This is a genomic window from Desulfosporosinus fructosivorans (assembly GCF_004766045.1).
Taxonomy (GTDB): Bacteria; Bacillota; Desulfitobacteriia; order Desulfitobacteriales; family Desulfitobacteriaceae; genus Desulfosporosinus; species Desulfosporosinus fructosivorans.
Genome location: NZ_SPQQ01000015.1, coordinates 1 through 25,842, shown reverse-complemented (window position 1 = coordinate 25,842; position 25,842 = coordinate 1). Strand labels below are relative to the sequence as shown.

The following is a 25,842-nucleotide window of genomic DNA, read 5'->3' as shown; positions in this document are numbered from 1 at the left end:
CATTTATAGCATACGATCAATACACTAGAAGAAGGTAAGGAGGGAAAAGGTTTGGGTCGACTCTTTGGAACCGATGGGGTACGCGGCGTGGCCAACAGCCAGCTAACACCGAGTCTCGCTTTTCGCCTTGGGCAAGCGGGTGCTTACGTCTTGAGCAAGGAGCATCCACACCCCCGAATTGTGATCGGCAAAGATACCCGAATTTCTGGGGACATGCTTGAAGCGGCACTGATCTCAGGAATTTGCTCTGTCGGAGCAGATGTTTTGCGGGTTGGAGTCTTGCCAACACCAGGAATTGCCCTTTTGACACGCACCCTTGATGTTAGTGCTGGTGTTGTGATTTCGGCATCCCATAACCCTGTCCAAGATAACGGCATTAAATTTTTTGATTCAACAGGATATAAACTACCAGATGGAATTGAAGATGAAATCGAAAGTATTGTGTTAAACGAGGAAAAACCTTGGGAGGTCCCGATTGGTGGAGAAGTAGGACGAGTAATTGACATCAACGATGCTGGGCGTCGTTATATGGATTTCCTAAAAAACACTGTGGGACGTCTGGATGGAATTAAAGTTGTTTTAGATTGCGCTAACGGGGCAGCAGCGTATGTAGGGCCCATAGTATTGCGGGAAGTCGGAGTTGAGGTAATCCCCATTTGCAATACACCAGATGGTGTTAATATTAATGCCAGTTGTGGATCAACCCACCCAGAACAGTTACAGAGGGCAGTTATAGAACATGGCGCTGCTCTGGGGCTAGCTTTGGATGGAGATGCCGACCGTCTTATAGTGGTAGATGAACAAGGAAATATCTTAGACGGGGATTTCATCATGCTCATTTGTGCCTTAGCCCAAAAAGCAAAAGGAACCTTAGATTTAAATGCAATTGTCATAACTGTGATGAGTAATCTTGGCTTGCATATGGCCCTTAAAGAAGCAGGAATTGAGATCTTTCAGACCCAGGTTGGGGATCGCTATGTCATGGAAGAGCTACTCAGAACTGGAGCAAAGCTTGGCGGGGAGCAGTCCGGACACATTATTTTCCTCGACCATAACACAACAGGGGATGGATTATTGACCGCCCTCCATTTATTATCGGTTATCAAGGAACGACAAATTCCACTCTCCCAGCTCGCATCACAGATGCGGCGCTTACCTCAGGTGCTCCTCAATACTACGGTACAACATAAGGATCGCTTAATGCAGGATGAGAGAGTTCTCGAAAAAGTGAAAGAAGCAGAGCTTGCTCTCGGCGACCAAGGCAGAGTACTAGTCCGCCCCTCTGGGACGGAGCCGCTGATTCGAGTGATGGTAGAAGGCCCTGATCAAGATAAATTAAAAGAACTTGCGCAGGGAGTTATCGACATTATTAGGCAGTGCGACGAATAAAGTACACAGTTGGATTACTTTATTTTGATTTTAGCGTATAATGGTATGTGCTCAGGTGCAATTAACCTCACGGCGTATGTGAATATGCCGTGAGTCCTGCCCTGTCATTTCAAAAGTATTTTAGCATAAGTGCAAAACCCAAGAATTTCGCCAGCGCCAAGAGCTTGGCGCACGCCGATTTTAAGCGGATGTATTCAAGATTATGGAGGCATCCTTTAAATAACGAACAATTCCTAAGTTAGGTATCAGTGACTTAGGCTATGAAAGAAGGTGATGCGACAGCAATAATGACAACGACAAGTCAAAAAGAACAAGACCAGAAAAATGGACGGTTGTTTCAGAACGGCAATATAATTTGAGCGCCAGGGCCTTAAAGTTTCATACTTAAGGTCGACGAGGAAGAGGGTTATCGAAATTTTCGGCGGATCCCTCTCGGTGGCTTGTCACCGTAAGCTTGCTTAAAACCGAAGAGTAATTTTCGGGACAAGGAGTAAGCTGACAAGACAAGGGATGGTTATGTCTAAATGTACCCCCTTGCTAGCGTTGCCTAAATTCTGAATCAACAAAGTCGTCCGTGTCGGGACGGCTTTTAATTTACTCGGCAGAAAGTAGGGGCAATTCATAAATTGCTCGTACAGATTATTTATTTTGAAAGGAGAAAAGCATATGTGTGGTATTGTCGGATATATAGGAAAACGAACTGCTATACCCGTTTTGGTGGAGGGCTTGAAAAAGTTAGAGTATCGAGGGTACGATTCAGCGGGAGTAGCTGTCCTAGACCAGCAGAAAATCGTAGTATCTAAAAGCGTGGGTAAATTAGTAGCCTTGGAAGAGGAACTTGGGGAGGATTTTTCCCAGTCTTGCATCGGGATCGGACACACTCGGTGGGCGACTCATGGCCGTCCGTCGTTTGTCAATGCTCATCCTCATAGCGATTGCAAGCAGGACTTTGCAGTGGTGCATAATGGAATCATAGAGAATTATTTAGAACTAAAAGATAAACTCATCGAAAAAGGACACCAGTTTGTTTCGGAGACTGACACAGAAGTTTTGGCCCACTTAGTGGAAGACTTTTATGAAGGAGACCTGAAAGAGGCTGTCCGTAAAGTCTTAGCGACAATTCGTGGCTCCTATGCCATGGTTGTCTTAAGTCTCAGAGACCCGGATAAGCTGGTTGCTGCTCGTAAAGATAGTCCAATGGTTGTAGGTCTCGGAGATGGAGAATTTTTCGTAGCCAGTGACATCACGGCCATTCTAAACTATACACGAAAAGTGTATATCTTAGATGATGGCGAAATGGTGGTTGTTACTAAAGAGGAGGTAAAGATCACAGACTTCGAAGGAAATCCACGTACAAAAGAAGTCTTTGATGTGAAGTGGGATGCAGTGGCTGCCGAAAAGGGCGGGTATGAACATTTCATGCTTAAGGAAATTCATGAACAACCGAAAGCTTTGCGAGATACGATGTTGGGTCGCTTAAAAGACGGGAGTGTTGTTCTCGAGGAAGTAGATTTAACCCTTGAACAACTAGCACGGATCAATAAAGTTTATATAGTCGCTTGCGGTACGGCCTGGCATGCCGGATTAGTCGGTAAGACCTTGATCGAGCGTTGGGCCCATTTACCGGTTGAAGTGGACATTGCCTCCGAGTTTCGCTATCGCGGCCCGATTATTGACGATCATACCCTAGTAATAGTGATCAGTCAGTCTGGGGAAACCGCAGATACCTTAGCAGCTCTACGGGAAGCCAAAAATCGAGGTGCGCGCGTGGTGGCGGTTACGAATGTAGTGGGGAGCACGGTATCTCGAGAAGCCCATGATGTAATCTTTACCTGGGCAGGTCCTGAGATTGCTGTCGCTTCGACAAAGGCCTATATAACACAGCTCGAAGGAATGGTCATGCTCGGACTCTATCTCGCTCAGGTCAAAGGGACGTTGCCTCAGGAAAAAATTGGTGAGATTATTACTGCTTTGAAGCTGATTCCTGAGCAGGCTCAGGAAGTTTTAAATCAGGAAGACCTGATCAAAGAGTTGGCGCAGTCGTTCGTGAAAGTGGAAGACGCCTTCTTCATTGGTCGCTCACTTGACTGGGCAGTCGCCATGGAAGGAGCCTTGAAACTCAAGGAGATTTCCTATATCCACGCCGAAGCCTATGCCGCTGGGGAATTGAAACACGGTACCTTAGCGCTCGTCACGGAGGAGACCCCTGTCATTGCTTTAGCAACCCAACGGGATGTGTATGATAAAACCATCTCTAACGTCAAAGAAGTAAAAGCGCGGGATGCTCGAGTGATCGGGCTTACCTATAAGGGAAACACTAATATGGCGAAGTCCGTCGATCATGTGATCTACGTTCCAGAGACCATAGATGAGCTGGCTCCGCTTCTCACAGTTATACCGCTTCAGCTATTGTCGTACTATGTCTCCGTGGCCAGAGGGTGCGATGTCGATAAGCCGAGGAATTTAGCTAAGAGCGTTACGGTGGAGTAGGGACCGAGTGTGGGTTTGTGGTATCTGTAGTTTTGGGGAATAAAGTTTGTCCTAATTATAGACCAGAAATAATGTCGCCAATAAAGTCGGTTAGGCATTCTTATTAACCACTATCCAATGAAGTAGCTGTTAATAAAAACAAAGTTGTACACTGAAAAATAAAGTTGAAAAGAACAGAATTATTTAAGGGGCGTTTCAAAATATTTCTATTTTGAAGCGCCCCTTATTCTTAGAAAGTGTGTTATCAGGTGTATAGGTTTCCTCGAACGTGGCACATCGGTGTTACTTCATTGAAGGCTGATTTAGGGGCTAAATGTTCCCGCGAACAGGGCACGTTGAGAGTATAGTTTTGATGACAAATAGTGGTCAAAAGGACAAATGAGAAAGGGATGCACTTTCCTCTTTCAATATACATCCAGTATTTCGAAGCTGTGGCCATTATCCTCAAGCAATTCCTGATGTATTTTGAATGCAACTCTATGCAGTATAAATGCCGTAAGCAGTCTATAGGTAGTCATTATTTCCTACCCAGCTGTAGAAAAAGAACGAATTTACTAGGCACTTATTTATATCTTGACATTGACTAAATCCAGCATTATACTCAATTAAGTATTTAACTATTAAGTATTTAATTAATTGCATGCAGGTTCAGATGAAGAAATCCTAAAACGATTTTGAATAATCATTCTAAGGAGGAGTAAGGTGCAAAATGATGAAATATTATTAATGATTAAGGAATTTTCAAATGTTTCTCATGAATTTAACAGCAAAACATTTAAATTTATTGACGATCAACTAAATAAAACAGGACTGGTTAGAACGCATTTTAGAATGTTACAGGAGCTGGTGGACGGAAAAGAACTTTCAATGAGTGATTTAAGTGAAATCCTCCATGTTACAAAACCAAACATAACAGTGTTAACTGATAAGCTTGTTAAGCTGGATTATGTTGAACGTGTAAACAGCAGTCGAGACAGAAGGGTCTTCTTGATTCGGATTACAGACGAAGGAAAAAAATTTATGAACAAATCAGCTGAAGAGTTAATTAAATCCTCCGCCCGTTTTTTTGGTAATCTTGATGATGAAGATCTGGAACTCATAAAACAAACTACTCAAGCTATGAAAAAGCTGTTATCCAAATTCAATAAGGAATAAATGTATACACAGTACCCTAATAAATTTTTTTTGATAAAGAGTTGCAAATGAATTAAAGAGGATTTAGTAGCGAAAGTGGTATTAGAGTTTTTAAATTTTGACATTTCATGTAAGTAAGTTAAGTCAGAAAAAGAGGGGGATTGTATGAATACAACAAACGACAGCAAAAAGTACCCCAGCAGTGTAACAGTATTCATTGAAATTCATGCTAAAGATGGCGAAGAGGAGTTTGCACGAAAGGCTTTTATGACAACGATAGCGACAACAGAAAAACCTGGACTCTTGAGCTATGAAATCTTTGAAGACAGCAATTACCCCGGAACTTTTTACTCTACCCAAGAATGGGAGAATATAGAAGCCTTTCATGCTCACATGAGTGCCGCAAAATCCGGGCTAAAAGAGGCTACTGCAATGTTGCGGGATGCGCCTAGGACTAGCATACTTAAGCGTATCGGACAATCAGCCCACTAATTAGAGTAAGTGAATTAGCTATGAAACAATATATGGGCTATCATCGTTACCAACTGAATACAGAAATCCTGCAAGATGAGCGGGCGTATTTCAAACGAAGATACGTCCGCTTTATTATGCCATTCTTTAAATAATTTCACACCAAAAACAAAAAAATTAGAGGAAAACACAACGCGTTCTTCGGATGCTGGAGCGTTTAACAGAAGAAATCTTCATATAAATTCTATAAGTAAGATGTTAAAATAATATATTGTGAGTAATATCATAGTGAGTTTAGTTAATGTTTTTGAAAAAGGTGGGGCAGCAGTGGATAATAAAATAGTTTGTGAACACAGGACTTATACCGATGTTATAAAAACCCATGACCACAGATTTGTTCAGTTAATACTGCCGCTTCAGGGAGTTCTGAACATCAAGACCGAAGGCAAGGAATTAAAGTTAGATGAGGCCCATTTGTTTTTACTTCCCCCTTCCTGCCAGCACACCTTCTGGGCAAAACAGAACAACAAATTTCTGGTATTGGATATTCCACAATTTATGTTTCAATTCGGGGAATTGGATAATTTCCCAGGTGGACAAAACTATGAAATGGATGAGAAATGGAAAGCCATTAGATTCCTTCTTTTAAGTGAAGCTGATCAAGGTAAAATCGAATCATCTAGGATCAGTTCTCTTTTTCGTTTTTTTAATACCTATTTGACAGAATATCAGATTCCGGACTCGGTTAAATATATTCAGAAATTCTATAACGAACAGATAAGCCTGGAGAAGCTCGCTTCTTTGGAACATTATACTGTTAGTTATTTTTGTTCATGGTTCAAAGGCATTATGAACTGTACCCCGATGGCATATCTGAAAAAAGTGAGAATCCAGCAGTCAAAACAACTGCTTCTTGGGACAAGTCTTAATATTTTGCAGATTGCTTGGGAGGTCGGATATGTCCACCAGTCTTCGCTAGATAGAGTATTTAAAGAAATCGAAGGTATTACTCCAGCAGAATATAGGCGGAACAATATGAAGATAAGCTAAAAAATATCCTAATCCTGGTGAAAAAAACTTTATCATTTTGCTTTATTATTATATAAAAGGAAGCTGATTGGTTTTACTTTTATTATCAAAAGTTAAAATTAGCTAAAGGAGAAAATAATGAAGCATAATGAAACTTTTTTTTCAAGCCTAGTGGTGGCAGCGGCGGTGCTCTGGGGAACGACAGGCACTGCTCAATCTTTTGCCCCTCCCGGTGCATCGCCATTGTCAATCGGATCTGTTCGCCTAGCAGTAGGCGGAGCGGCTCTTCTAATTTTTGCCTGGCGGCGGGGAGCTTTGTCGGGAAATCCGCCTTGGTTCAAGGGGACCACATTCCTCGCAGCCGGGTGTATGGCTGCCTATCAGCTTTTCTTTTTTGCCGGAGTTTTGAAAACGGGGGTGGCTGTAGGAACAGTAGTGACCATCGGCAGTGCGCCGGTGTTCGCTGGTTTAATTTCTCTGACTTTGCGGCGGGAAAACCCGGGGCTGAGGTGGGCGGCAGCCACCTTGCTTGCAGTCATCGGATGTATTCTGGTGATTACTGGCGGTCAGAAACTAGCGCTGAACTCTATTGGCACCGTCCTGGCCTTGGGAGCCGGCGTCTCATATGCACTTTATGCCGCCGCGAGCAAGGAACTGCTGGTGTCTCACCCTCCGGAAGCAGTGACAGGGATTGTATTCTCCATTGGGGCATTGCTACTTTCTCCTTTTCTCTTTTTTGACAACCTGGAGTGGCTGAAAACCATCCAAGGTACCGGTGTTGCCCTCCATTTGGGATTAGTAGCCACTGCCCTTGCTTATATTTTGTTTTCACATGGTTTGGCCAAAATACCCTTTCCCAAAGCAGTTACTTTATCCCTTGCGGAACCGGTTACTGCAGCGGCATTGGGATTGTTTCTGCTGAAAGAAAAATTATCTCTTCTTTCTCAAGTCGGGATGATTCTGGTTTTTGCCGGATTGGTTATCCTGTCCTTGGGGAGATTACGTAAATAATGAAATAAAACTTAATTCATCGTCTTGCGGAAATAAGGGACAATGGACAAATATTTAATGCGTTGGTTGAGAAGATAGAAATTCTCACACCAACGTATTTTTTTTTGAGCTGAAGAGCGGGATGAGGATAGAGGTACGGATTGGGAAGTGTGTAGATTAGGGAAACTTGTATGAGCTTCACACTAGTTAACGACGTGAGTACAGTTGACATACCTAATACTTCTAGGTATAATTCATATCATACCTAGAAGTATTAGGTATAGTGGGGGGAATTGAATGAATGAATGTATCTAAAGACTTGATAGCCGCCTCTGCCACCCCTCTCATTTTGGCCATCCTCAAGGAATGTGACAGTTACGGCTATGCGATTATCAAGCGCGTGAAAGAAATGTCTGAGAATCAACTAATTTGGACGGAAGGTATGTTGTATCCGGTATTACATCGTCTGGAAGAACATCTGTTAATTGAATCTTACTTGAGTAAATCGGAGGCAGGCCGGCAGCGTAAATATTACAGGATTAAGGAGAGTGGGTTAACCGAGTTGGAACTCCAAAAAAAGCAGTGGGAAATAGTCAATAATGCTCTTGCTAGGACCTGGAATGAAGAAAGTAATTCGTAAGGAGGATCAAGATGTTTGATTTGGAAACAGAGGTTCATTCGTGGAGCGATCATTTGAGAGCCCATGGTAATTTAAGCGATGCCGATATTCATGAATTGGAGAATCATTTGCGGGACGAAATCGAGGACTTAATTGTAGCAGGACTCACGCCAGATGAAGCGTTTTTAATTAGTGTCAAACGTTTAGGAAATGTCGATGCGATCTCACATGAGTTTGCCAAAGTAAATACTGAAAGCCTATGGAAACATTTATTGGTAGATCCGATAGATTCACTGGCCAAGCAGCTGAATCGGCGCGATATTACCCTGGTGGTGATTTTTGCGTTGCTAGCCGGGACACTGTTCAAAATTCCCGAACTTTTTGGTTTCGGATTACTCGATCAAGACGGTGAAATTAAAATATTCTTCATTAAAAATTTTAGTTTCTTTATTCTGCCTTTTATTGCGGCATTTTTCTTAATCAAGAGGAAAGCAGAGTTAAAAACATGGGCAACGATACTGGGGATTTTTATCCTAGCAGCGGTGATTATCAATGTGTATCCGTCATTTGATCCTCACCATACAGAAGTTCTTACCATCGTTCATCTTCCTTTGTTTTTGTGGTTGGTCGTCGGAGCAACTTATATAGGCAGGGAGTGGCAAGGCAGCAAAGGGAGAATGAATTTTATACGCTTCACAGGTGAAGCCTTTATCTATGGTGTATTAGTTATGGCAGGTGTAATGGTGTTATTCCTGTTCACGCTAGTTATTTTCGAAGCCATCCAAATTGACGTCCAAAAATTTCTTGCAGAGTATTTACTGATTTATGGAGGGTGTGCGGCAGCCATGATTACTGTATATTTAGTAGAGGCCAAAAAAAGCGTGGTGGAGAACTTTGCACCTATTTTGGCCAAAATATTCAGTCCGCTCTTCCTTATAATTATGGTTGCTTTCTTAATAGTTATGATTATTACCGGTAATAGCCCATTTATGGAAAGAGAGTTCCTAATTGGATTCGATTTTATGCTGGCGTTAGTACTGGGGTTGGTATTGTACGTCATTTCGGCGAGAGATATTCGCCAGCCAGCCAACCTGTTTGATTACTTGAATCTAGCCCTGATCCTGACAGCCCTGGCTATCGACGGGGTTGCTTTATCGGCCATACTTTTCCGCTTGTCCGCCTTTGGCATTACCCCCAATAAGCTGGCCGCGCTAGGTGAGAATTTGGCTTTGCTGGGCAACTTGGTCGGTCTTGCCTGGTTATATATCGGGTATTTCAAGAAGAAATTTGATTTCACTAAGATAATAAAATGGCAGACAGATTATCTCTATGTTTATTTCACTTGGACAGCAATTGTTGCATTTATATTTCCGATTGTTTTTAGGTTTAATTAATTCGTAACGGTGTACTTGCTTGTCTTTTTGTATCAACCCACACTCCTGCTGCGGTTACCCTAAATGAGCGTTTTGAAGCCTTTTGATCAATAACTAGGGTTGTAAGCGATTATTGCTTACAACCCCTAGTTATTGATTGAGAATTTTTTCATATAATAAATTAGGGGTACCTTGGGAGGAAGAGGGTAAGATTATTATTTAGTAGGAGGGATGAAGATGGGTGATTACGGAATATACAAAGTTCGTTTCAATATCAACCACTCTAAAATTCGTGAAGCCCAAGTTTATAAAATCAAAGATAATACGATCAATATCAATGAGAGCATAACAATGAACAGGGAGAGTATTATATCTAAAATTTATTCACATGATTCTTTTGTAACGTTGATTAAAGACCCTGGAGGATATTTGCAAAAAGGAGCAGAGGTTTATATCTACCAATTATGTCTAGAAGATTACATTAAAACTGAGGATAATTGTATCAGAACGGACTACTTGGGTAAATTGTCAGAGTTCTAATATGAGTCAGAATGAAACTATTGTCGTTACTCACGATATGTGGTACTTTTCATACGAGTACAAGAAACCAACTGTGAATATTACATCCGCTTGAGGATAACTGAGTAGTCCTCAAGTCTCTATCGTGAATTCATAGCGCTCCCTTTGAACACAATAAGAATTTAGCTAAAAGACCAAAGACCCGAGTCTTCACTCAGGGCTTTGGTTTTAACGTAGTAATACTACTTACAAATATTGTTAGGAGTCATTATAGAGGGAGGAGTGGAATTGAGTTTTTTTCTTTTGCGGATTTCATCCGTTAGAAGCGGTACAATTTCAAATAAATCTCCAACAATACCAAAGTCTGCAATGTCAAAAATTCGGGCTTCAGGGTCCTTGTTGATAGCCACGACGAAATCTGAGGAGGACATTCCTGCCACATGCTGGATAGCCCCAGAGATGCCGCAGGCAATATAGAGCTTTGGCCCCACTGTTTTGCCAGTCTGTCCCACCTGCTGTAGGGGGGAGATCCAGCCCTCATCCACCGCGGCGCGGGATGCTGCAACCGCTCCACCCAGAGCGCTTGCCAGCTCTTGTAGGAGCATAAAATTTTCCGCCTTGCCAATCCCCAAGCCACCGGAAACGATGATATCCGCTTCCTCGATTTTGACTCCGGCAATTCCCGCTACGTGGATAAAATCCCGTAGCTTGGTACGTATTTCTTTTTCGGGAGTGGAAATCTCTTCACGGATTATATTTGCAGTCCGGTCTTTATCCGAAGTTCCGCGTTTAAAGACACCGGGTCGCACAGTGCCCATTTGGGGGCGGGTATTTGGGCAAATAATATTGGCCATCAAGTTTCCGCCCATGGCGGGACGCGTCCAGGTCACCTCACCCTCTGGGGAGATCTCAAGGCCTGTGCAGTCTGCCGTTAGGCCAGTTCCCATACGGCAGGCTATCCTAGGTGCTAGGTCTCTGCCGTTGATGGTCGCGCCAACGAGTACGGCGGAAGGCTGATGTATTTTAATAAGCTTAGTGAAAGCATTGGTATAGGCGTCGGTGGTGTAATCTTGATATTCCGCTCCATCCACCAAAATCACCTGATCGGCACCATAACTTATCACAGTCTGGACAACGTTCTCCATTTTATGGCCGATTACAATGGCGATTAGTTCCTCACCGACCGTATGGGCCAACTTCTTTCCTTCGTTTATCAGCTCTAAAGCAACATTTTTTACCTGCCCGTGTTCTGTTTCCACGAACACCCAGATATTTCGACAGTCATTAATATTCAAGTTTTCCCGACCTCCATTAAATCAATTCGGCCCCGACTAAGAAACCAACCAGTTTTTCTGTGGCGGCTCTACTTTCCAAGCCATCCAGCTTAACACCGGATTCTTTCTTGGGGGGGCTAAAGGCCCGTTTTACCCTAGTGGGAGAACCAATGAGTCCCAGCTTGGAGGGGTCAAGGGTTAGATCTGCCGCGGTGAACACCTGAATGACTGCCCGATTGGCGGCCATTTTAGTGCGGATGGTGGGCATCCTTGGCTCGTTAATAGATTTTACTACGGTGCACAGACCAGGTAGCTTCATTTCCACTACCTCATACCCTTCGTCATGTTCCTTGTTGACGATAAATGTTCCGTCAGCATATTCAAGTTTCGCGGCGTATGTTACCTGGGGTATTCCCAAATGTTCCGCGATTTCTGGGCCAACCTGCGCGGTATCGCCGTCAATGGCCTGCTTTCCACATAGGATTAGGTCAAAGTCACCCAGAGTACGAATGACCTCGGCCAGTACATAGCTGGTGGAAAAGGTATCTGCTCCCGCAAAAGCCTTGTCGGTGACCAGAACACCATGGTCAGCCCCAAGTGATATGCACTCCTTAAGAGCCTCACTGGCCTTTTTCGGGCCCATGCTAAGCACAGTAACAGTTCCGCCATAGGCTTCTTTGAGCCTGACGGCAGCCTCTAGGGCGTTTTTGTCAAAAGGGTTGACGATGCTAGGCATGCTTTCCCGAATAATCGTATTGGTTTCCGGGTTAATTTTGATATCCCCTGTATCGGGAACCTGCTTTACGCACACAATTAGTTTCATAATTTTCCTCCTAACGGTCAGTTTTGAAACAATCAGCCATAGCGGAATTCCACGCCAAAGCTACTTTCCGGGTAGTTCCATTGCTTGACGATGGTTTTACCGCATAGCACCCGGCAAGTGCCGCATTCCAGGCATCCTGCAAAGTCAAAGCGAACGCTTCCAAATTCATCCTCGTCATAAAGGGCAGCAGGGCAGGCTTTGATCACTTTTTGCAATTCTTGTTCCCCCACATAGTCCTTATCTATAACAATGTGAGTGCTTCCTTCGTTGACCGCTATCTTGTCAACGCCTAATTTTTGAATAACATCAAATTTTTTAACCTTGCTCATAGTAATTCTGCCCCCTTTATAAGCTCAGTCCTTAACCATCCGCCGGTATCCATTAGCTTCTCAGCCAAATGTCTAGCGTTTTGTCCATCAACTGTGAAAAGATCCGCCATCATGTGGTCCAGCTGCTGTGGGGCCTCTTGGTAAAGGCGGCTGTTCTCCAAGAACTCCGGGGCGCCCTTGTAAGATTCCAGGTCCTTCATTACAAAGCTTTCTTTCAACAGTTCCTCATAGCGCTTTAGTGACGACTTAGAAAAGTCGCCATTATTCTTGGCCTCGATGATAGCCTTTGCGGCTAGCTCACCGGAAGCGACGGCCAGATCCATTCCTCGGACTTGATAGCCTAGGTTGATGACCAGGCCTGCTGCGTCTCCCACAGCCAGTACGCCGTCACCGTACAGGGTGGAAACGGCGTTTATTCCGCCCTCAGGGATTAAGTGGCCGGAGTATTCGACCAGTTTTCCACCCCGAATGATGGGCTCGATGACGGGATGATGCTTGAATTCCTCCAGCAATTGAGGAATGGTTTTATCAAGACTGTCAATATCGTTTAGGTTCACCGTCACCCCCAGAGAAATGCTGTCAGAGTTGGTATAGAGGAAACCGCCGCCCGCTGCGCCACCCGAAACGGAACCTGAGAAAATCCAAGAAAGGCCTTCATCTTTAGCTAGTCCGAACCGTTCCTCAATGACCTTTTCTCCCAGCTCGATGACCTCTTTTGTTCCCAGCGCTACTTGCTTAGGGGTCAGTTCGGACTTGAGGCCACACTTTTGACCGAGCAGGGAATTAACACCGTCGGCCAGCACCACAACATCCGCCTCGATTTCATCTTCGCCGGCGATGATGCCGCAAACCTTACTGTCTTTCATGATCAGGTCATCCACGCGGATGCCGCAGATCATCATGACTCCGGCTTCCTCCGCTTTTTCCGCCAACCACCTGTCAAAGCGGCTGCGGCAAACCACATAGGAATCTTTTTCTGCATTGCCTGGTCCACTGCAACTGTATTCAAGGGTGACTGCATTTTCTGGTGTGGTAAAGCTTAGTCGTTCTCGGGTTACTCTTCTCTCAATGGGAGCCTCTTTAGCAAATCCAGGAAAGATTTTTTCCAAGCTGTGGCTGTAAAGCCTACCTCCGGTAACGTTCTTGCTACCTGAAAAGTTGCCCCGTTCCACTAGAATGACTTCAAGTCCTGCGCGGGCCATAACTGTGGCGGCAACACAGCCGGCGATACCGCCGCCCACGACTACTGCATCAAATTTTTCTCCCATACCTATTTCCAAATCTCCCTTCCTTAAAGGCTCCTTTGCAACTCAGCAATGAGTGCGGGAACCACCTCGTATAAATCTCCTACGATCCCATAGTCTGAAGCAGCGAAGATAGGGGCCTGCTCATTGTTGTTGATGCCTACAATGATTTTTGCATCCCGAACGCCGTAGATATGCTGGATCTGGCCGGAAATACCACAAGCTAGGTAGACAGAAGGACTAAGAATGTTTCCGGAAATTCCAACGTATTTTTCGACTGGCAGCCAGCGCCTTTCTTCTGCCACTCCTCTAGAACACGCTAAAGCCGCGCCCATAGCATCGGCTAGCTGTCGTATTAAGGCAAGATCTTCTTGCTGTTTGAGACCCTGACCTACTGACACCACTCTGGTGGCATTGGAAAGGTCCTCGCCGCTGCGTACCACTGGTTCGCAGGACAGGAGTTGTACCCGCAGGTCTTCTTTTAACGAAATCGTTTCTACTACAGACTGTCCTGAAGTGGCTTCAAAACAGCCGGAACTGACCGTAGCCACGCCACCCGACGGTAGCTTTTGCCGTGAATTCACTGCGCCTCCGTACATCATTCTCTCAATGATATAGTCGCCAGCATCCCCAATGATGGAGTGGACATCGGCGCAGAGCGGAGCTTTCATATATCCGGCAACCCTTGCCGCCACATCTCGTCCGCGCAAGGTCGCTCCCGCCAGAAGTAGTTCCATAGTGTGTTTTTTCAAATAATCTGCTAGCGCTTTTGAGTAATTTTCGGCTGGACCTGAGCCGATCTCCAAAATTTTATCCGCTCCGCAGCCCTGGAAATCCTCCGCTGGGGTCCCCATGGCCAGGATTACACTTTCTTTGCCTTCTTGCTTGGCAAAGGCCACTAATTCTGCAGCCAGGCTTTTTCGGTCACTGTAAATATAAATGGCCATTTATAGCACACCTTCTTTCTTCAGCGCTGCTACCAGGCCCTTAACCTGATTCTCCAGCCCGCCATCTAGCAGGATGTTTTTCCGATCCATCTTGTACCCTTTGGCACTCAGCTCCGTCACACCATTTTCCACGCTGACAAGCTGACCTGCATCCAATTCCGTTACCGGTTTTTTTCCTGCGGCCATGATGGCACGCAACCCTGGAACTGGAGCGGGGGCGATCTCCGGCAAAACTGAAATCACGGCGGGTAGAGAAACTCTGACCTTTTCCACAGTGTTTTCCAGCTTACGGGTCATGACAGCAATGCCTCCGTCAAGTTCCATTGCTGCTACGGCGGTCACCACGGGCCAATCTAAGATCGCGCCGATCCTTGAAGGTACCTGCCTAGCGTAAGTGTCATTGGCGCCTTCTCCACAGATAATCAAGAGTGTATCTTTCGTTTGCTGAACAGCTGCCGCCAGCATTTCTGCCGTTACCAGACCATCTGTTCCTTTGGCCGTATCTGCGTTTACATATATAGTTTCATCCAACCCACGGCTCATAGCATCCTTAGATGTGGCCTTGATTTCCTTACCAGCGCCAAAAGTAAGTCCGATGGATTTTCCTCCAAGTATCCTGGCTGTTTCAGAGCCGTATTGAATGGCGTTAAGGTCATATGCACCAATCTTCTGGTTAGCTTTTGAGATGTCGATGGTCATATCGGCGTTCACTTGAATATCTGATTCATCAATCACACGTTTATAGCATACAATCACATTTCCCATGAGTTCATTCCTTTCTTACATTTTGGCAAACGTTACGCAAATGCCGCAGGAGACCACGCGACTGTTTTCATCCCCTGCGGCGGTCATATTACCGATTTGGTTAAACCAATCTGCTTTACTTAATAGCCTTTTAAGTTAGGGAGCCTATTTTCCATTTGGGCCATGGTCAGTTCCTTGAAATCCTGTCCCAGAGTGCAGAAGGTCATATAATCGGTTTCTGCTTGTAGGTAGGTGTCGAGGGTATAATCATGCATTTTGTTGGACAGCTGCTTGATCTGATTGACGGCGAGAGGGGGCTTTTTAGCAATCTTTTCTGCCAGTTTCATAGCCACGTCCATGGCGGTTCCGGCAGGGGCCACCTGATACACCATGCCCAATTCTTTGGCCTGCAGGGCAGAGATGGGATCCCCCTGCATGGCGATAGCCTTGGCCATCATAGGACCAACCAGGCGTTGGAGGGCGTACATGCCGCCAGTATCCGGAACCAGGCCATAGTCCACGAAGAGTTCCACAAAGACTGCGTTTTCGTCAGCGATGAGGATATCAGTGGAGAGCGCAAGGTTTGCGCCTCCGCCCAGACATTTACCTTCGGCTACGCCAATGACGGGAACTCGCAGGGAATAGAGCCTGCGAATCATATTGCCAATTTCCTGCATAATTTCGCGGGACTCCAAGACGTTCTTGGCAAGCTTAGTTTTAATTATGTCTAAAGAACCAGGTCCAAAGGAGATAGGACCCTCACCATGAAGGAGGGCTACATGGATGTCTTTGTCGAATTGAATATCTTCAAAGACGGTAGTTAGTTGATCTACACTTTGTTCAGTAATTCTGTTCCAATCCTCTGGATTGCAAAGTGTGATGACGGCGATATCATTCTTCTTCTCCATTTTGACAACGGTGTCAAACTTGGAGTCGTAATTATGGTACATAGTTTTCACTACCTCCCGCTAAAGTTTATTAAAATTTCTTAAGTCTCATCATTGTGCCTATAAAGTCTTGAAGAGCCTCAACTGAAGCACCACCAATGGCCAGAACTTTTGCGTCTCGCCAAAAACGTTCTACTCCAGTTTCTCGGATTACGCCAACACCGCCGAAAATTTGAATAGCTTCTCGGCAAATCTCTTCGGCGATTTCTGAACCACGGATCTTCATCATCCGTCCCTCGCACAGCACCATCTCACCCTGATCCTTCATGGCATAGGTACTGTAAACAAAGCCGCGCAGTTCTTCAATCATCGTGCGCATCTTCACTAATTTGAACTTGGTCACCTGGAATCGATCATACATAGGCAGACCTCTTTGGACGCGCTCTAGGCTGTATTGAAAGGCCATCTCATAGGCGGCTTCTGCAATACCGAGACCCACTGGGCCGCAGGTGAGGAACTCATTAGTGCAACTGACCGCGGCAGCCATCATGCAGCCACCAACTTGTCCCAGCAAGTTCTCTTTTGGGAGATGCAGATCCTGGAAGGAAATGCTCCCAGTAGCAGAACCGTGCCAGCCAAGCTTGTGTTCCCAAGCACCGATGGTAAGACCAGGGGTATCTTTATCAATCACAAAAGCGCTGATACCGGCGCGAGTTACAGGATCTACTTCAGAAGTAGCTGCGAAGATGACGTAGGCATCGGCTACGCCGATGTTACTCACCAGTACTTTACCACCGTTGATGACCCACTCGTCACCTTCCAACACGGCTTTGGTGGTATGCTCTACATGATTGTCACCGCCAGCTGATTCGGTGGATCCACAGGCTAGAATATATTCACCGGTAGCAGCCTTTGACAGATATTTTTGCTTTTGTTCATGAGAACCCAGCATCGAGATCATGCCTCCAGCAAGCATGGAATGGGCACCCATAGCTACGGTCAATACTGGGCAGGCCTTGGCAATTTCTTCATAAATTAGCGCGGCAGTGGTGTGGTCTAGGCCTAGGCCATCATATTCAGTGGGAATGGTAATTCCTAAAAAACCTAGTTCGCCAGCCCTTTTAAACAGTTTGACAGGATATTCGTCGGTGGCATCGATCTGCATTGCTACAGGTTTAACTTCTTGTTCTACAAAGTCTTTTACGACATTTAGCATTAGTTTACGGTCTTCATTCATATACCACATGGTAGTACCTCCTATAGTTTATTTCATGTTAATTTCGATAATTGCTCTATTGTTTTGGAGAAAGATTAGAAAATGGTATACCCTCCGTCGACTGCAAGGGCAGCTCCATGGATAAAGGAGGCGTCCTCGCCTGCCAGAAACAGGATGGCTTTGCCAACTTCGCTGGGGTCGCCTGGCCGTCCAGCGGGGGACATTTTCACCTTGATGCTCACTGGGTGTTGAGGAATTGCCAGCACCTTGGAAATCATAGCCGTATCGATGGGACCGGGCAGGACGGCATTGACTCGAACGCCTTTTCGGCCATGATCCATTGCCATCTGACGAGTTAGACCCAACATGCCGTGTTTTGCCGTGGTATAAGCCAGCCCGCCACGACCGGCAGCAGTGGAAGCCATGGAAGCTACATTCACAATAGCGCCGCCACCCTGCATCTCCATCAATGGAATTACTCGTTTGCTTAGGCTGAAATGTGCAGTCAGATTGGTGGAGAGGACATTATTCCATTCCTCATAGGTGATGTCGTTCATATTGGAGGTGGATCCTCCAATGCCTGCATTGTTGACCAGAATGTCAATTTTCCCATACGAATCCAGCACCATTTTTACCAGCGCATCGAGATCCTTCTCAGAAGTTACGTCGGACTTTTGAAAGATTGCCTCGCCGCCCATGGCCTGAATCACCTTGATACACTCGTTGCCCAGCTTTTCGTCAATGTCAGACACAACGACTTTTGCACCTTTTTGTGCGAATAGAATTGCAGTGGCTCTTCCAATTCCGTTGCCAGAGCCAGTGACAACCGCCACCTTGTTTTCAAAACCCATACTACTTGCCTCCTGTCCAACTTTTTCTTGCCGGTACGTTACTTCTGCGCCTCCACCAGCTATTAAGGCAGATTATATCGATGCTGGAGGGTGAGTACATCGGCAATAGTTGTAAAAGAGAATGAATTTAAATATTATTCTTATCCATTTGAGACGATCTTTTTTTAGAACAGGATGATCAAGACTGCCTCAAAAGGATGAAAGAAGTATGACTAATCCACGGAAAAAAGTATGAGTATCTGAAAAGTGAGACCGCATACTAAAAGCACCGGTCTGGCATTACAATGAATCTTGCCAGACCGGTGCTTTTGGTGGATAGCTTATGATGAGAGAAGCTATAATTTAATCAGTTTAAGTTTCGCCGCTTTATCCACTGCTTCATATCTCCGGGAAACCTGCAGCTTTTGATAGATAGTGTTGGTGTGGGATTTTATGGTGGAGACGGTAACTCCCAACTCTGCCGCTATTTCCGAATTTGAGAGATTGGTAGACAGCAGATGAAGGACTTTGCGTTCAGTCACCGACAAATTGATAGGAATGTCGTCCATAAAGACAGAGCCTTTGAGTTTTTCATTCATCAGGATATTATGTACCTTGCTCGCACTAAGTAGCTGCTTTATGTATTCCAGCGTTTCCTTGGAATACTGAAATTTGCTCTTTTCTCGGAGCATATGGCTGAGTATCATCTCAACTGTAGAGCCTTCATCAATAAAAATACGGATATAGCCCAGCTCTTTTCCCACTTCTACCGCTTCCAGCATAGCCTGATTCGCTTCTGCCTTGTTGCCATTGCAATATTGGGCAACGGCTTTCAGCACTAGGACCTCTATACGGAACATTCTGCGGTTGTAAAGCAGGGCCATATCCTGAAGTTTCTCTAGAATCAGGAGAGAAACGCCGTACCGTTTTCTCCGAATCAGAATTCGAACCAAAACAGAAAAACGGTAGTAGTCCGCGATACCGATGGAAGATTTGATGTACTGATTGTGAAAGGAATCAAGCCACCGGTCAATTTCCCGCTCTGAAAGGAATTCCAGTTTGGTTTTAACTCGGAAAGCTTGAAAATTCTGCATCAGTTCTTCTGCACCTAGGGTTTTTATGGCTGTTTCCACATGTTCCAGCAGGACATCCAGATCCTCGTAGAAGCCTGCTTTTTGCAGGGATGTGATCAGCAGAGCATATCCGGGGAAAATAGCGTTGATGTTGCTGTTCTTTTCGCCCTTGTTCAGACCTTCGATGGCACAGGACTGGGCTCTATCCAGCAAATTAAACTGATAGGCAATTTCACCGGAGGCAATGTCATCATGGCCGGTCCAGTCGGCACCGTTAATTTTCCTCACCAGCGCATGAATCGCTTTCATCTTTTTGCCTTCTACATCTAAATAGCCCGAGAAATCGCGGATGCCATTCAAGATACTGGGGAGGTTCATAGTTACATGAAGTGATACCTTTTTGGAGCGACTGCCGCTAAGAATTGCGCAATCTTGCTCAAAGCTCATTTGAATATTGTTGACGTCAAAATCAGGCATCAGGATCTTGACACCGGAATAGCAACGGATGAAAGTATCATCCTGATCGGTAATTACCCCATGTTCTTTGATTTCTGCGTATTTTTCACGGCAGATATTATCCCAATGGGCAGCAACCTCCATGTTTCCAGACAGAAAGTTGGAAAACATACTGGCGCAGGACAGGATGGAGGATTTATTGATGTACTCTTCCGGCAGAGCGTCCAAATAAATGTGAGACAGCATAATTTCATGGGTGCCTAATTTTCCGGGGGTCACTTCAAGCAGGAGGGTAGCGAGCTTGTCATAATTCCTAGAATGGAGAAGGCAGTCTAAGGCATGGGAATAGTAGTGGTTTTGGGCATACCATTCAGCAGCGATCTCATTTTGAGCTTTAAGATGGATGCGCTTATGGCCCTTAGCCTTATGCAACAAATATTCTTGAAACATGGGATGAAACCGGAATTTCTTGCTTACGCCGTTGTTAGCCTCAACAATAAGCATAGCTCCGTTGTCCTTAGCCAGCTGAAGATAAACAGCTGCTTTCATGCCGGGGCAGAGGGCCTGGCACAGCTCAGGATAAAGCAAATCTGTTATGGACACTTTCAGCAGAAAGGTCCTAATATCCTGAGCCAAATGCCCCCAAAGATGCTCATCCAGATAATCATAAACAAGACCGGCGTACTTTTCTGGATCTTTGGGGTTCAAGACGTTGTAACTGAAGCGCCTCGCTGAAAGTCCAATGGCAGTCAGCCCCACAGCCCAGCCACGGCTTGTCTGCCAAATGGAGTCGATGTCCTCCTTTGTCATGCTCAAACCGGCATTATCGAAGTATTCCGAGGTTTCCTCCTTAGTAAACTGTAGGCTGTCATATTCAATGACCCCCACACTGCTGTGGAGCAGAAGGGGGATAAAGACGTCAGGAATTGCTTTGTTGGTTAAAATATAAATGTGCCAGCAATAGGGTATTGTTTCCGCCATTTCTTTAATAAACTTGTGTATCTCCGAATTATTTATACAATCATAATCATTAAAAAATAGGTATCGAGCGTCAGTTGGGCCTTTTCTGGAATTGATAACATGTTTTACAAAAACAGTCGCATCTGAGGTAGAATGAATAGGCTGTTCCAGAAGCTCTGGAAAAGCTTCACAAAATGCCTGAAACAACACCTGGATAAAGCAGTTTATTTCATTGTCCCGCGCCTCTAGATTGAGCCAGATATAATTATGATTATAAGCTTTGACAAACTGAGCGGCGGCAATACTTTTCCCATACCCGGAGGGAGCTTGAATAAACACCAGCCTTTTATTGGCGTAATCGTTTAGCAGGGTGATAATCCTTACACGTTCGACCAGTGTGTTTTCCAATAAAGGTGGCAAAAAGTTTGTCTTGGGTAACAAAGTTTGACAACCTCCCGTCCGAATATATGAAATGTATAAATTTATAATAGTTTAATATTTCATCTGCGACAAGCCTTAAACTTTTTTCTTATTGAAAACTTTCATAGTAAGTAGAAGATTTTATCCAATAATTCCACAACTATAGATTACTACGATATCTATAGAATTAAGGCATAATTAAAAGGAATGAGCCCTGATAAATATAGGGCTCATTCTCTTAAGGTCGTCTGATTAAATTTTGTCTAACTTTCCGGGTTACATAGTAATCTGCATTCTTATCGATTCATTTAAAAATAATTTCATTATCCGAGAATGGATTCTTGCGTATAGCCAATGAAAATAGGTACGGATATTCGTTCTTAAGATGAATCATATATTCAACCCATTCTCGAATTACAAGTTGATACGATCTCTTTATATCTATAGAGAGATGATTAAAGTCGTTTGTCGGAAGATCAGTAAAGGTGTTCCTATTTTCGAGTTCATCCAACACATGATAGACTGACCATAGCATATCTGTGAAATGATCATGTTCTAGGAGATTCGGATTTTTAAACATACTCAAAATATACGGTTTTTTCGTGATAAGGAAGTTCTTCAAGTCCAATAAATCTCCGGCTCGGCTATCCATTGCATAATCAAATTCACTCGCGAATTGCAATGTTTTTTGGTTATTAGGATTAATTAAGTTTTGCTCAGAACCAAACTCCTTTTTGAGTATCTCCAAGTTCGTATTAAACTGCGAAAGGTTTTGAATTAACGAGGATCCTACTTCTGTATAAAAAGCGCTGATTACAACCTGCATTTTTTTAAATTTCTCTTGCTTTTCTCTTTTGTTCAAGTACTTATCTAAAATAAAAGAAATCAAGACAACTTCGAGGGGCATAAAAGCTAAATCCTGAAACAGCAAAAAAAACGTTTCATGTGAATTATGGAATAGTAATATCTGCAGCAAATAAACGATAATAGAGCTAACCACCAAGGCAATACCAATCGTCAGGTTACTTTTATAGTCTTTAATATGTCCACACCGCCTTCAATAATAGTAAGTTAACATTATTCGACTTTATAACCTATTTTTACAATAATCTCATTTGTCATCAAAAAAATCAAGCATGAAAGTGTTGCACTCCGAACCATTATTTAATATACGGTTTTAAAAAAGGCCTAGGCAATAATCCCTAGGCCAAAATTTTCAATGGCTAAGCCACTCAGAGTTTACCGATTATTACCAACAATAGAGCTATAATTATCAACAATGCCACTAAAATACCTAAAAATCCTATAAGCACTATTTCACCCCCCATTTAGGCTCCTACAATAATAGTTCTTGATATATGGTATTCAACATGTCCATTATATGTTCTGCTTAGCGAGACGCTGGTTGGTGAGTCAATAGACAAGTTTGCGAATTGTCAGGTCGATTTTGTTGATCGGTCTGATTACTTTGTATTTCTATAAAATAAATATTTCTAAGATCTTTAGGAGGAGATCAAGGGAAAATGTGGAAGGTGGTAGTAGAGGTAGAGTATCAGGGCAGTTAGAAGACGGTCAAATGACTAAATCGTTTGGAGGAATAAGTATGCCATCATGTAAAGAAATTCTGATCACACAAATGCGTGCCTGCCACAATCAGAATGGATGGTTTGCTCCGTTGAACGTTGCCCTACGGGGAATAACCGCAGAACAGGCCGCACAACGAGGTGGCCAATCTACAAATTCGATCTTAGGCATAGTTCATCACCTTGTATTCTGGAATGAGCGCTATCTGCAACGGTTTAAGCTGGGGGCTGTACTTCCTCTTGATATTTCCAACGCCGAGACGTTCGAATATATAGATTCTGGCGAAATTATAGAAGGCTGGGACGATTTGCGACAAAAATTAGATCATCTATTTACCCAATGGGAAGAGGCCATCATCAAATGTGATGATTCTAAGTTGGACAGTCAGGTTAACCCGGGTGATGAATTATGGTGGACCACCTTGGCAAATTTGGTAATACACAATGCAAATCACATAGGGCAAATTGTCCATATTCGGAAAGAACAAGGTTTATGGGAAACATGGGGAAGCATTGGATGAAATCACAGCGCAACTGAGTCATTCCAGGCATGTACGGTGGGATGTGTCTAAGGCCTCTATTTACAATAAAAAGGGGAAAAGAAATTGTCATTTGTATTACAAATCCTTGTTGTCATAACTGGTTATATTCTGGCTTACCTTTTGGGTCGGCAATTTAGGTATTTGATACCGAAGGGAAAAGAATTCGAGATTGGTTCGGCCTGTGGCATAGGAGTTATGATCATTTTTATGACCAAAAATTTTTGGTTACCGTCAGACAAAAATGATTTGTATTTAGCAATAGGTTTTGGATTAGCGTCAGGCTTAGCAAATAGTATTATAAACTTTGGACGAAACAGAAAATAGAAATTTGTGAATCTCTGTTTTAGAGACCTAATTGTTGTACGTTAATGTCTATTTATCACAGAGATTTCAATTTAGAAAATTGACATTGACAATTTAAAATTCATTGCATATAATCAAATTGTAAACAATGTATTTTAAATTGGAGGAACAATGATGAATATATATGACTTAAGTGTAAAGGATGCCAACGGAAAAAATATTTCATTAAAGGAATATAAAGGTAAAGCATTACTGATTGTCAATACTGCTACAGGTTGCGGTTTTACTCCACAGTATAAGGGGTTGCAGGAATTATATGATCAATATAAGGATAGGGGATTTGAGATATTGGATTTCCCCTGTAATCAGTTTTTAGGTCAAGCGCCAGGCGAAGACCAAGAAATTGTTGACTTTTGTCAGTTGAAATATGGCGTTAGCTTTAAAACTTTTTCAAAAATCAATGTAAATGGTTCTAAAGCTGAACCTTTGTTTTCTCTTCTGAAGAAAAACAGTCGTGGACTGATGGGTTCTTCAATCAAGTGGAATTTTACAAAATTTCTTGTATCTAAAGATGGTCAGATTGCGGGCAGGTTTGCTCCCAACGTTGAGCCAGGTAAGCTGCAAAAGGAGATTGAAGCACTATTATAAAAAATGGACAATCAAATTTTGCTCAAATGGGGCGAAACAGACTGCTCAGCCTGTTTCGCCTCATTTACTTCGAGTGAGATGTTAGGATATCCTGTGCATCGTTAACTTTGTTATAGCATGGACTCTTGGGGCTAATTTCTATATCGAATGAGGTGTGAATTCGGTTGACATTAGTAAAATAGTTATTAAACTTAAGGGGAACGATAGCCAATGTCAAGGTGATAAATATACATATAGATAATTCACGATATCCTAATATTGAGGAGGGATAGTGAGTGAAGAAGGTTTTAGGGTTGGTGGCTTCACAACGAAAGCTAGCTAACGGAGAGATTCTAACCAAAGAGGTGGCAGCTACGGCGGGAGAGGACTGCCAACTTGAACTATTAAGGCTGGCCGATTTAAAGTTGGAATTATGCCGTGGCTGTTATGCTTGTTTGAAGTCAGGTGGGAAATGCCCCATAGATGATGATCTATATTTTCTGGTAGAAAAAATTAAAGCTGCTGACGGAATTATACTCTCCGCTCCTTGTTATGCTCTAGGGCCCGCCGCAGTGACTAAAGTACTGGGCGATCGCATTATCGCTCTAGCCCAAATCATCGACGATTTTTGGGGCAAGCCCTGTGTGGTTATCACAACTGCAGGCATCGTAGGTTGGGAGGGTTATACTTCGTCTGCCCTTAATACAGTAGCCAGATTTATGGGCTTCGAGCTTAAAGATAGCCACATGTTCATGGGAGCTTTGCCTGGCGAAGGGATATTGGGAGATGGAGCCTTATTTAGAGTAAGGGAGATGGGGCTGGCTTTATTTGGGCAAGCTCGCCAACCAGGAAAAGGTGAGTGTCCTACTTGTTGGTCTGATATATGGAAGTTTCCTCAGGCAGGAACCGCAGTTTGTCCTATCTGTGGTCAGACAGCCAGCTTGGTTGCGGGGGAAAATGGAGTTCAGTGGGTATACAACGATTTAAGCAACATGTTCAAAAAAGAGCAGTTGAAACATCACTTCCAAGAGTGGCTGGGTGGAAAGGTTCAGGAATTCATTTCTCGCCGGAAGGAGTTGGCGGTAGTACGAGATCGCTATAAAGGGAATAATTTCTGACTAGGTAAATGACGAAGTTAAGCAAGGCTTCAATAGAAACTCATCTATAAAACAAGAGGATATACAACTGTATCAGCTGATTTGTTACTAATCTTGGCTTAATGGGATTATGGTAAAAGATAACAGTTGACAGAGTGTGCTAAAAGGGGTATTCTAATTGAGCGCCACGAAGACGCACACTGAATGAACAAGTGAGGGGTTAAACCTTCAAACTATTCAATCTAAACACAGTAATTTAATCGTTGACAACGCAAGTTGAAAATGCTAAGATGTAGATCCGGCCCAAAAGGGTGCAGGGATACAAACTCATAAAACATGGACTTTAATGGTCTTTGAAAACTAAACAACAAGGACAGCCAATGAGAGAAACTCTTAGGAGTTTCAAAAAAACAATGAGCGAATCATCTTCTTCAATAGAGAAGTGAAATAACTTTTTTTGGAGAGTTTGATCC

General features: G+C 43.7%; 24 protein-coding genes. 13 read left to right on the top strand and 11 right to left on the bottom strand.

Annotated features, from left to right (window positions below):
- Positions 1-51: 51 nt before the first annotated feature.
- From glmM to E4K67_RS25525, 9 genes are all read left to right on the top strand, one after another.
- On the top strand, positions 52-1,389 hold the full coding sequence (glmM, locus tag E4K67_RS25565; RefSeq protein ID WP_135551941.1) for a phosphoglucosamine mutase: 1,338 nt from the start codon (positions 52-54) through the stop codon (positions 1,387-1,389).
- Positions 1,390-2,055: 666 nt separating this feature from the next.
- Positions 2,056-3,879, top strand: coding sequence for a glutamine--fructose-6-phosphate transaminase (isomerizing) (gene glmS / locus E4K67_RS25560; protein WP_135551939.1), 1,824 nt, complete (start codon positions 2,056-2,058; stop codon positions 3,877-3,879).
- 702 nt (positions 3,880-4,581) lie between these two features.
- A complete protein-coding gene (locus tag E4K67_RS25555; protein ID WP_135551937.1) occupies positions 4,582-5,034 on the top strand; it encodes a MarR family winged helix-turn-helix transcriptional regulator in 453 nt (150 codons plus the stop codon).
- 144 nt (positions 5,035-5,178) lie between these two features.
- The gene (locus tag E4K67_RS25550) at positions 5,179-5,505 is read left to right on the top strand and encodes a putative quinol monooxygenase (protein WP_135551935.1); all 327 of its coding nucleotides are present in this window, start codon (positions 5,179-5,181) and stop codon (positions 5,503-5,505) included.
- Positions 5,506-5,811: 306 nt separating this feature from the next.
- The gene (locus tag E4K67_RS25545; protein WP_135551933.1) at positions 5,812-6,534 is read left to right on the top strand and encodes a helix-turn-helix transcriptional regulator; all 723 of its coding nucleotides are present in this window, start codon (positions 5,812-5,814) and stop codon (positions 6,532-6,534) included.
- A gap of 117 nt (positions 6,535-6,651) precedes the next feature.
- Entirely contained in the window at positions 6,652-7,524 is an 873-nt protein-coding gene (locus E4K67_RS25540) for an EamA family transporter (protein ID WP_135551931.1), read from the top strand.
- 280 nt (positions 7,525-7,804) lie between these two features.
- Positions 7,805-8,143, top strand: a complete 339-nt coding sequence (locus tag E4K67_RS25535; protein ID WP_135551929.1) for a PadR family transcriptional regulator — start codon at positions 7,805-7,807, stop codon at positions 8,141-8,143.
- An 11-nt stretch (positions 8,144-8,154) separates the two neighbouring features.
- Positions 8,155-9,516 (top strand): permease prefix domain 1-containing protein, encoded by a 1,362-nt coding sequence (locus E4K67_RS25530; RefSeq protein ID WP_135551927.1) that lies wholly within the window; start codon positions 8,155-8,157, stop codon positions 9,514-9,516.
- A gap of 216 nt (positions 9,517-9,732) precedes the next feature.
- Positions 9,733-10,035 (top strand): hypothetical protein, encoded by a 303-nt coding sequence (locus E4K67_RS25525; protein ID WP_135551925.1) that lies wholly within the window; start codon positions 9,733-9,735, stop codon positions 10,033-10,035.
- Positions 10,036-10,256: 221 nt separating this feature from the next.
- Here E4K67_RS25525 and E4K67_RS25520 read toward each other — a convergent pair whose 3' ends face one another.
- The 11 genes from E4K67_RS25520 to E4K67_RS25470 form a co-directional block, all read right to left on the bottom strand.
- Positions 10,257-11,309, bottom strand: a complete 1,053-nt coding sequence (locus E4K67_RS25520; protein ID WP_135551923.1) for an electron transfer flavoprotein subunit alpha/FixB family protein — start codon at positions 11,307-11,309, stop codon at positions 10,257-10,259.
- A gap of 16 nt (positions 11,310-11,325) precedes the next feature.
- Positions 11,326-12,111, bottom strand: coding sequence for an electron transfer flavoprotein subunit beta/FixA family protein (locus E4K67_RS25515; protein ID WP_135551921.1), 786 nt, complete (start codon positions 12,109-12,111; stop codon positions 11,326-11,328).
- A gap of 32 nt (positions 12,112-12,143) precedes the next feature.
- Complete coding sequence (locus tag E4K67_RS25510) at positions 12,144-12,440, bottom strand: ferredoxin family protein (RefSeq protein ID WP_135551919.1); 297 nt, start codon at positions 12,438-12,440, stop codon at positions 12,144-12,146.
- Positions 12,437-13,720, bottom strand: coding sequence for an FAD-dependent oxidoreductase (locus E4K67_RS25505; RefSeq protein ID WP_243454630.1), 1,284 nt, complete (start codon positions 13,718-13,720; stop codon positions 12,437-12,439). Before E4K67_RS25505 ends, E4K67_RS25510 begins: the two co-directional genes overlap by 4 nt.
- A gap of 11 nt (positions 13,721-13,731) precedes the next feature.
- Positions 13,732-14,631: an electron transfer flavoprotein subunit alpha/FixB family protein gene (locus tag E4K67_RS25500; protein WP_135551917.1), complete on the bottom strand. Its 900-nt coding sequence runs from the start codon at positions 14,629-14,631 to the stop codon at positions 13,732-13,734.
- Positions 14,632-15,396, bottom strand: a complete 765-nt coding sequence (locus tag E4K67_RS25495; RefSeq protein WP_135551915.1) for an adenine nucleotide alpha hydrolase family protein — start codon at positions 15,394-15,396, stop codon at positions 14,632-14,634.
- A gap of 119 nt (positions 15,397-15,515) precedes the next feature.
- Complete coding sequence (locus E4K67_RS25490; RefSeq protein ID WP_135551913.1) at positions 15,516-16,325, bottom strand: enoyl-CoA hydratase/isomerase family protein; 810 nt, start codon at positions 16,323-16,325, stop codon at positions 15,516-15,518.
- 28 nt (positions 16,326-16,353) lie between these two features.
- On the bottom strand, positions 16,354-17,508 hold the full coding sequence (locus E4K67_RS25485) for an acyl-CoA dehydrogenase family protein (RefSeq protein WP_135551911.1): 1,155 nt from the start codon (positions 17,506-17,508) through the stop codon (positions 16,354-16,356).
- Between the two features lie 65 nt (positions 17,509-17,573).
- Positions 17,574-18,329: an SDR family NAD(P)-dependent oxidoreductase gene (locus tag E4K67_RS25480; RefSeq protein ID WP_135551909.1), complete on the bottom strand. Its 756-nt coding sequence runs from the start codon at positions 18,327-18,329 to the stop codon at positions 17,574-17,576.
- Between the two features lie 335 nt (positions 18,330-18,664).
- Positions 18,665-21,238 carry a winged helix-turn-helix domain-containing protein gene (locus tag E4K67_RS25475; protein ID WP_135551907.1) on the bottom strand — a complete coding sequence of 858 codons (2,574 nt, stop codon included), beginning with the start codon at positions 21,236-21,238 and terminating at the stop codon, positions 18,665-18,667.
- A gap of 283 nt (positions 21,239-21,521) precedes the next feature.
- On the bottom strand, positions 21,522-22,124 hold the full coding sequence (locus E4K67_RS25470) for a hypothetical protein (RefSeq protein WP_243454629.1): 603 nt from the start codon (positions 22,122-22,124) through the stop codon (positions 21,522-21,524).
- 696 nt (positions 22,125-22,820) lie between these two features.
- Here E4K67_RS25470 and E4K67_RS25465 point away from each other — a divergent pair.
- The 4 genes from E4K67_RS25465 to E4K67_RS25450 all read left to right on the top strand — a co-directional run bounded on the left by E4K67_RS25465 (position 22,821) and on the right by E4K67_RS25450 (position 25,390).
- Positions 22,821-23,321 (top strand): DinB family protein, encoded by a 501-nt coding sequence (locus tag E4K67_RS25465; protein WP_135552028.1) that lies wholly within the window; start codon positions 22,821-22,823, stop codon positions 23,319-23,321.
- An 84-nt stretch (positions 23,322-23,405) separates the two neighbouring features.
- Positions 23,406-23,666 (top strand): hypothetical protein, encoded by a 261-nt coding sequence (locus E4K67_RS25460; protein WP_135551904.1) that lies wholly within the window; start codon positions 23,406-23,408, stop codon positions 23,664-23,666.
- A 153-nt stretch (positions 23,667-23,819) separates the two neighbouring features.
- The gene (locus E4K67_RS25455) at positions 23,820-24,293 is read left to right on the top strand and encodes a glutathione peroxidase (protein WP_135552026.1); all 474 of its coding nucleotides are present in this window, start codon (positions 23,820-23,822) and stop codon (positions 24,291-24,293) included.
- A 275-nt stretch (positions 24,294-24,568) separates the two neighbouring features.
- Positions 24,569-25,390 carry a flavodoxin family protein gene (locus E4K67_RS25450; protein ID WP_135551902.1) on the top strand — a complete coding sequence of 274 codons (822 nt, stop codon included), beginning with the start codon at positions 24,569-24,571 and terminating at the stop codon, positions 25,388-25,390.
- Positions 25,391-25,842: the final 452 nt, after the last annotated feature.

Coding starts and splice junctions, on each gene's coding strand:
- glmS (WP_135551939.1), top strand. CDS start 2,056: ATGTGTGGTATTGTCGGATATATAGGAAAACGAACTGCTATACCCGTT.
- E4K67_RS25550 (WP_135551935.1), top strand. CDS start 5,179: ATGAATACAACAAACGACAGCAAAAAGTACCCCAGCAGTGTAACAGTA.
- E4K67_RS25540 (WP_135551931.1), top strand. CDS start 6,652: ATGAAGCATAATGAAACTTTTTTTTCAAGCCTAGTGGTGGCAGCGGCG.
- E4K67_RS25535 (WP_135551929.1), top strand. CDS start 7,805: ATGAATGTATCTAAAGACTTGATAGCCGCCTCTGCCACCCCTCTCATT.
- E4K67_RS25530 (WP_135551927.1), top strand. CDS start 8,155: ATGTTTGATTTGGAAACAGAGGTTCATTCGTGGAGCGATCATTTGAGA.
- E4K67_RS25525 (WP_135551925.1), top strand. CDS start 9,733: ATGGGTGATTACGGAATATACAAAGTTCGTTTCAATATCAACCACTCT.
- E4K67_RS25515 (WP_135551921.1), bottom strand. CDS start 12,111: ATGAAACTAATTGTGTGCGTAAAGCAGGTTCCCGATACAGGGGATATC.
- E4K67_RS25510 (WP_135551919.1), bottom strand. CDS start 12,440: ATGAGCAAGGTTAAAAAATTTGATGTTATTCAAAAATTAGGCGTTGAC.
- E4K67_RS25500 (WP_135551917.1), bottom strand. CDS start 14,631: ATGGCCATTTATATTTACAGTGACCGAAAAAGCCTGGCTGCAGAATTA.
- E4K67_RS25495 (WP_135551915.1), bottom strand. CDS start 15,396: ATGGGAAATGTGATTGTATGCTATAAACGTGTGATTGATGAATCAGAT.
- E4K67_RS25490 (WP_135551913.1), bottom strand. CDS start 16,325: ATGTACCATAATTACGACTCCAAGTTTGACACCGTTGTCAAAATGGAG.
- E4K67_RS25485 (WP_135551911.1), bottom strand. CDS start 17,508: ATGTGGTATATGAATGAAGACCGTAAACTAATGCTAAATGTCGTAAAA.
- E4K67_RS25480 (WP_135551909.1), bottom strand. CDS start 18,329: ATGGGTTTTGAAAACAAGGTGGCGGTTGTCACTGGCTCTGGCAACGGA.
- E4K67_RS25470 (WP_243454629.1), bottom strand. CDS start 22,124: ATGCCCCTCGAAGTTGTCTTGATTTCTTTTATTTTAGATAAGTACTTG.
- E4K67_RS25465 (WP_135552028.1), top strand. CDS start 22,821: ATGCCATCATGTAAAGAAATTCTGATCACACAAATGCGTGCCTGCCAC.
- E4K67_RS25455 (WP_135552026.1), top strand. CDS start 23,820: ATGAATATATATGACTTAAGTGTAAAGGATGCCAACGGAAAAAATATT.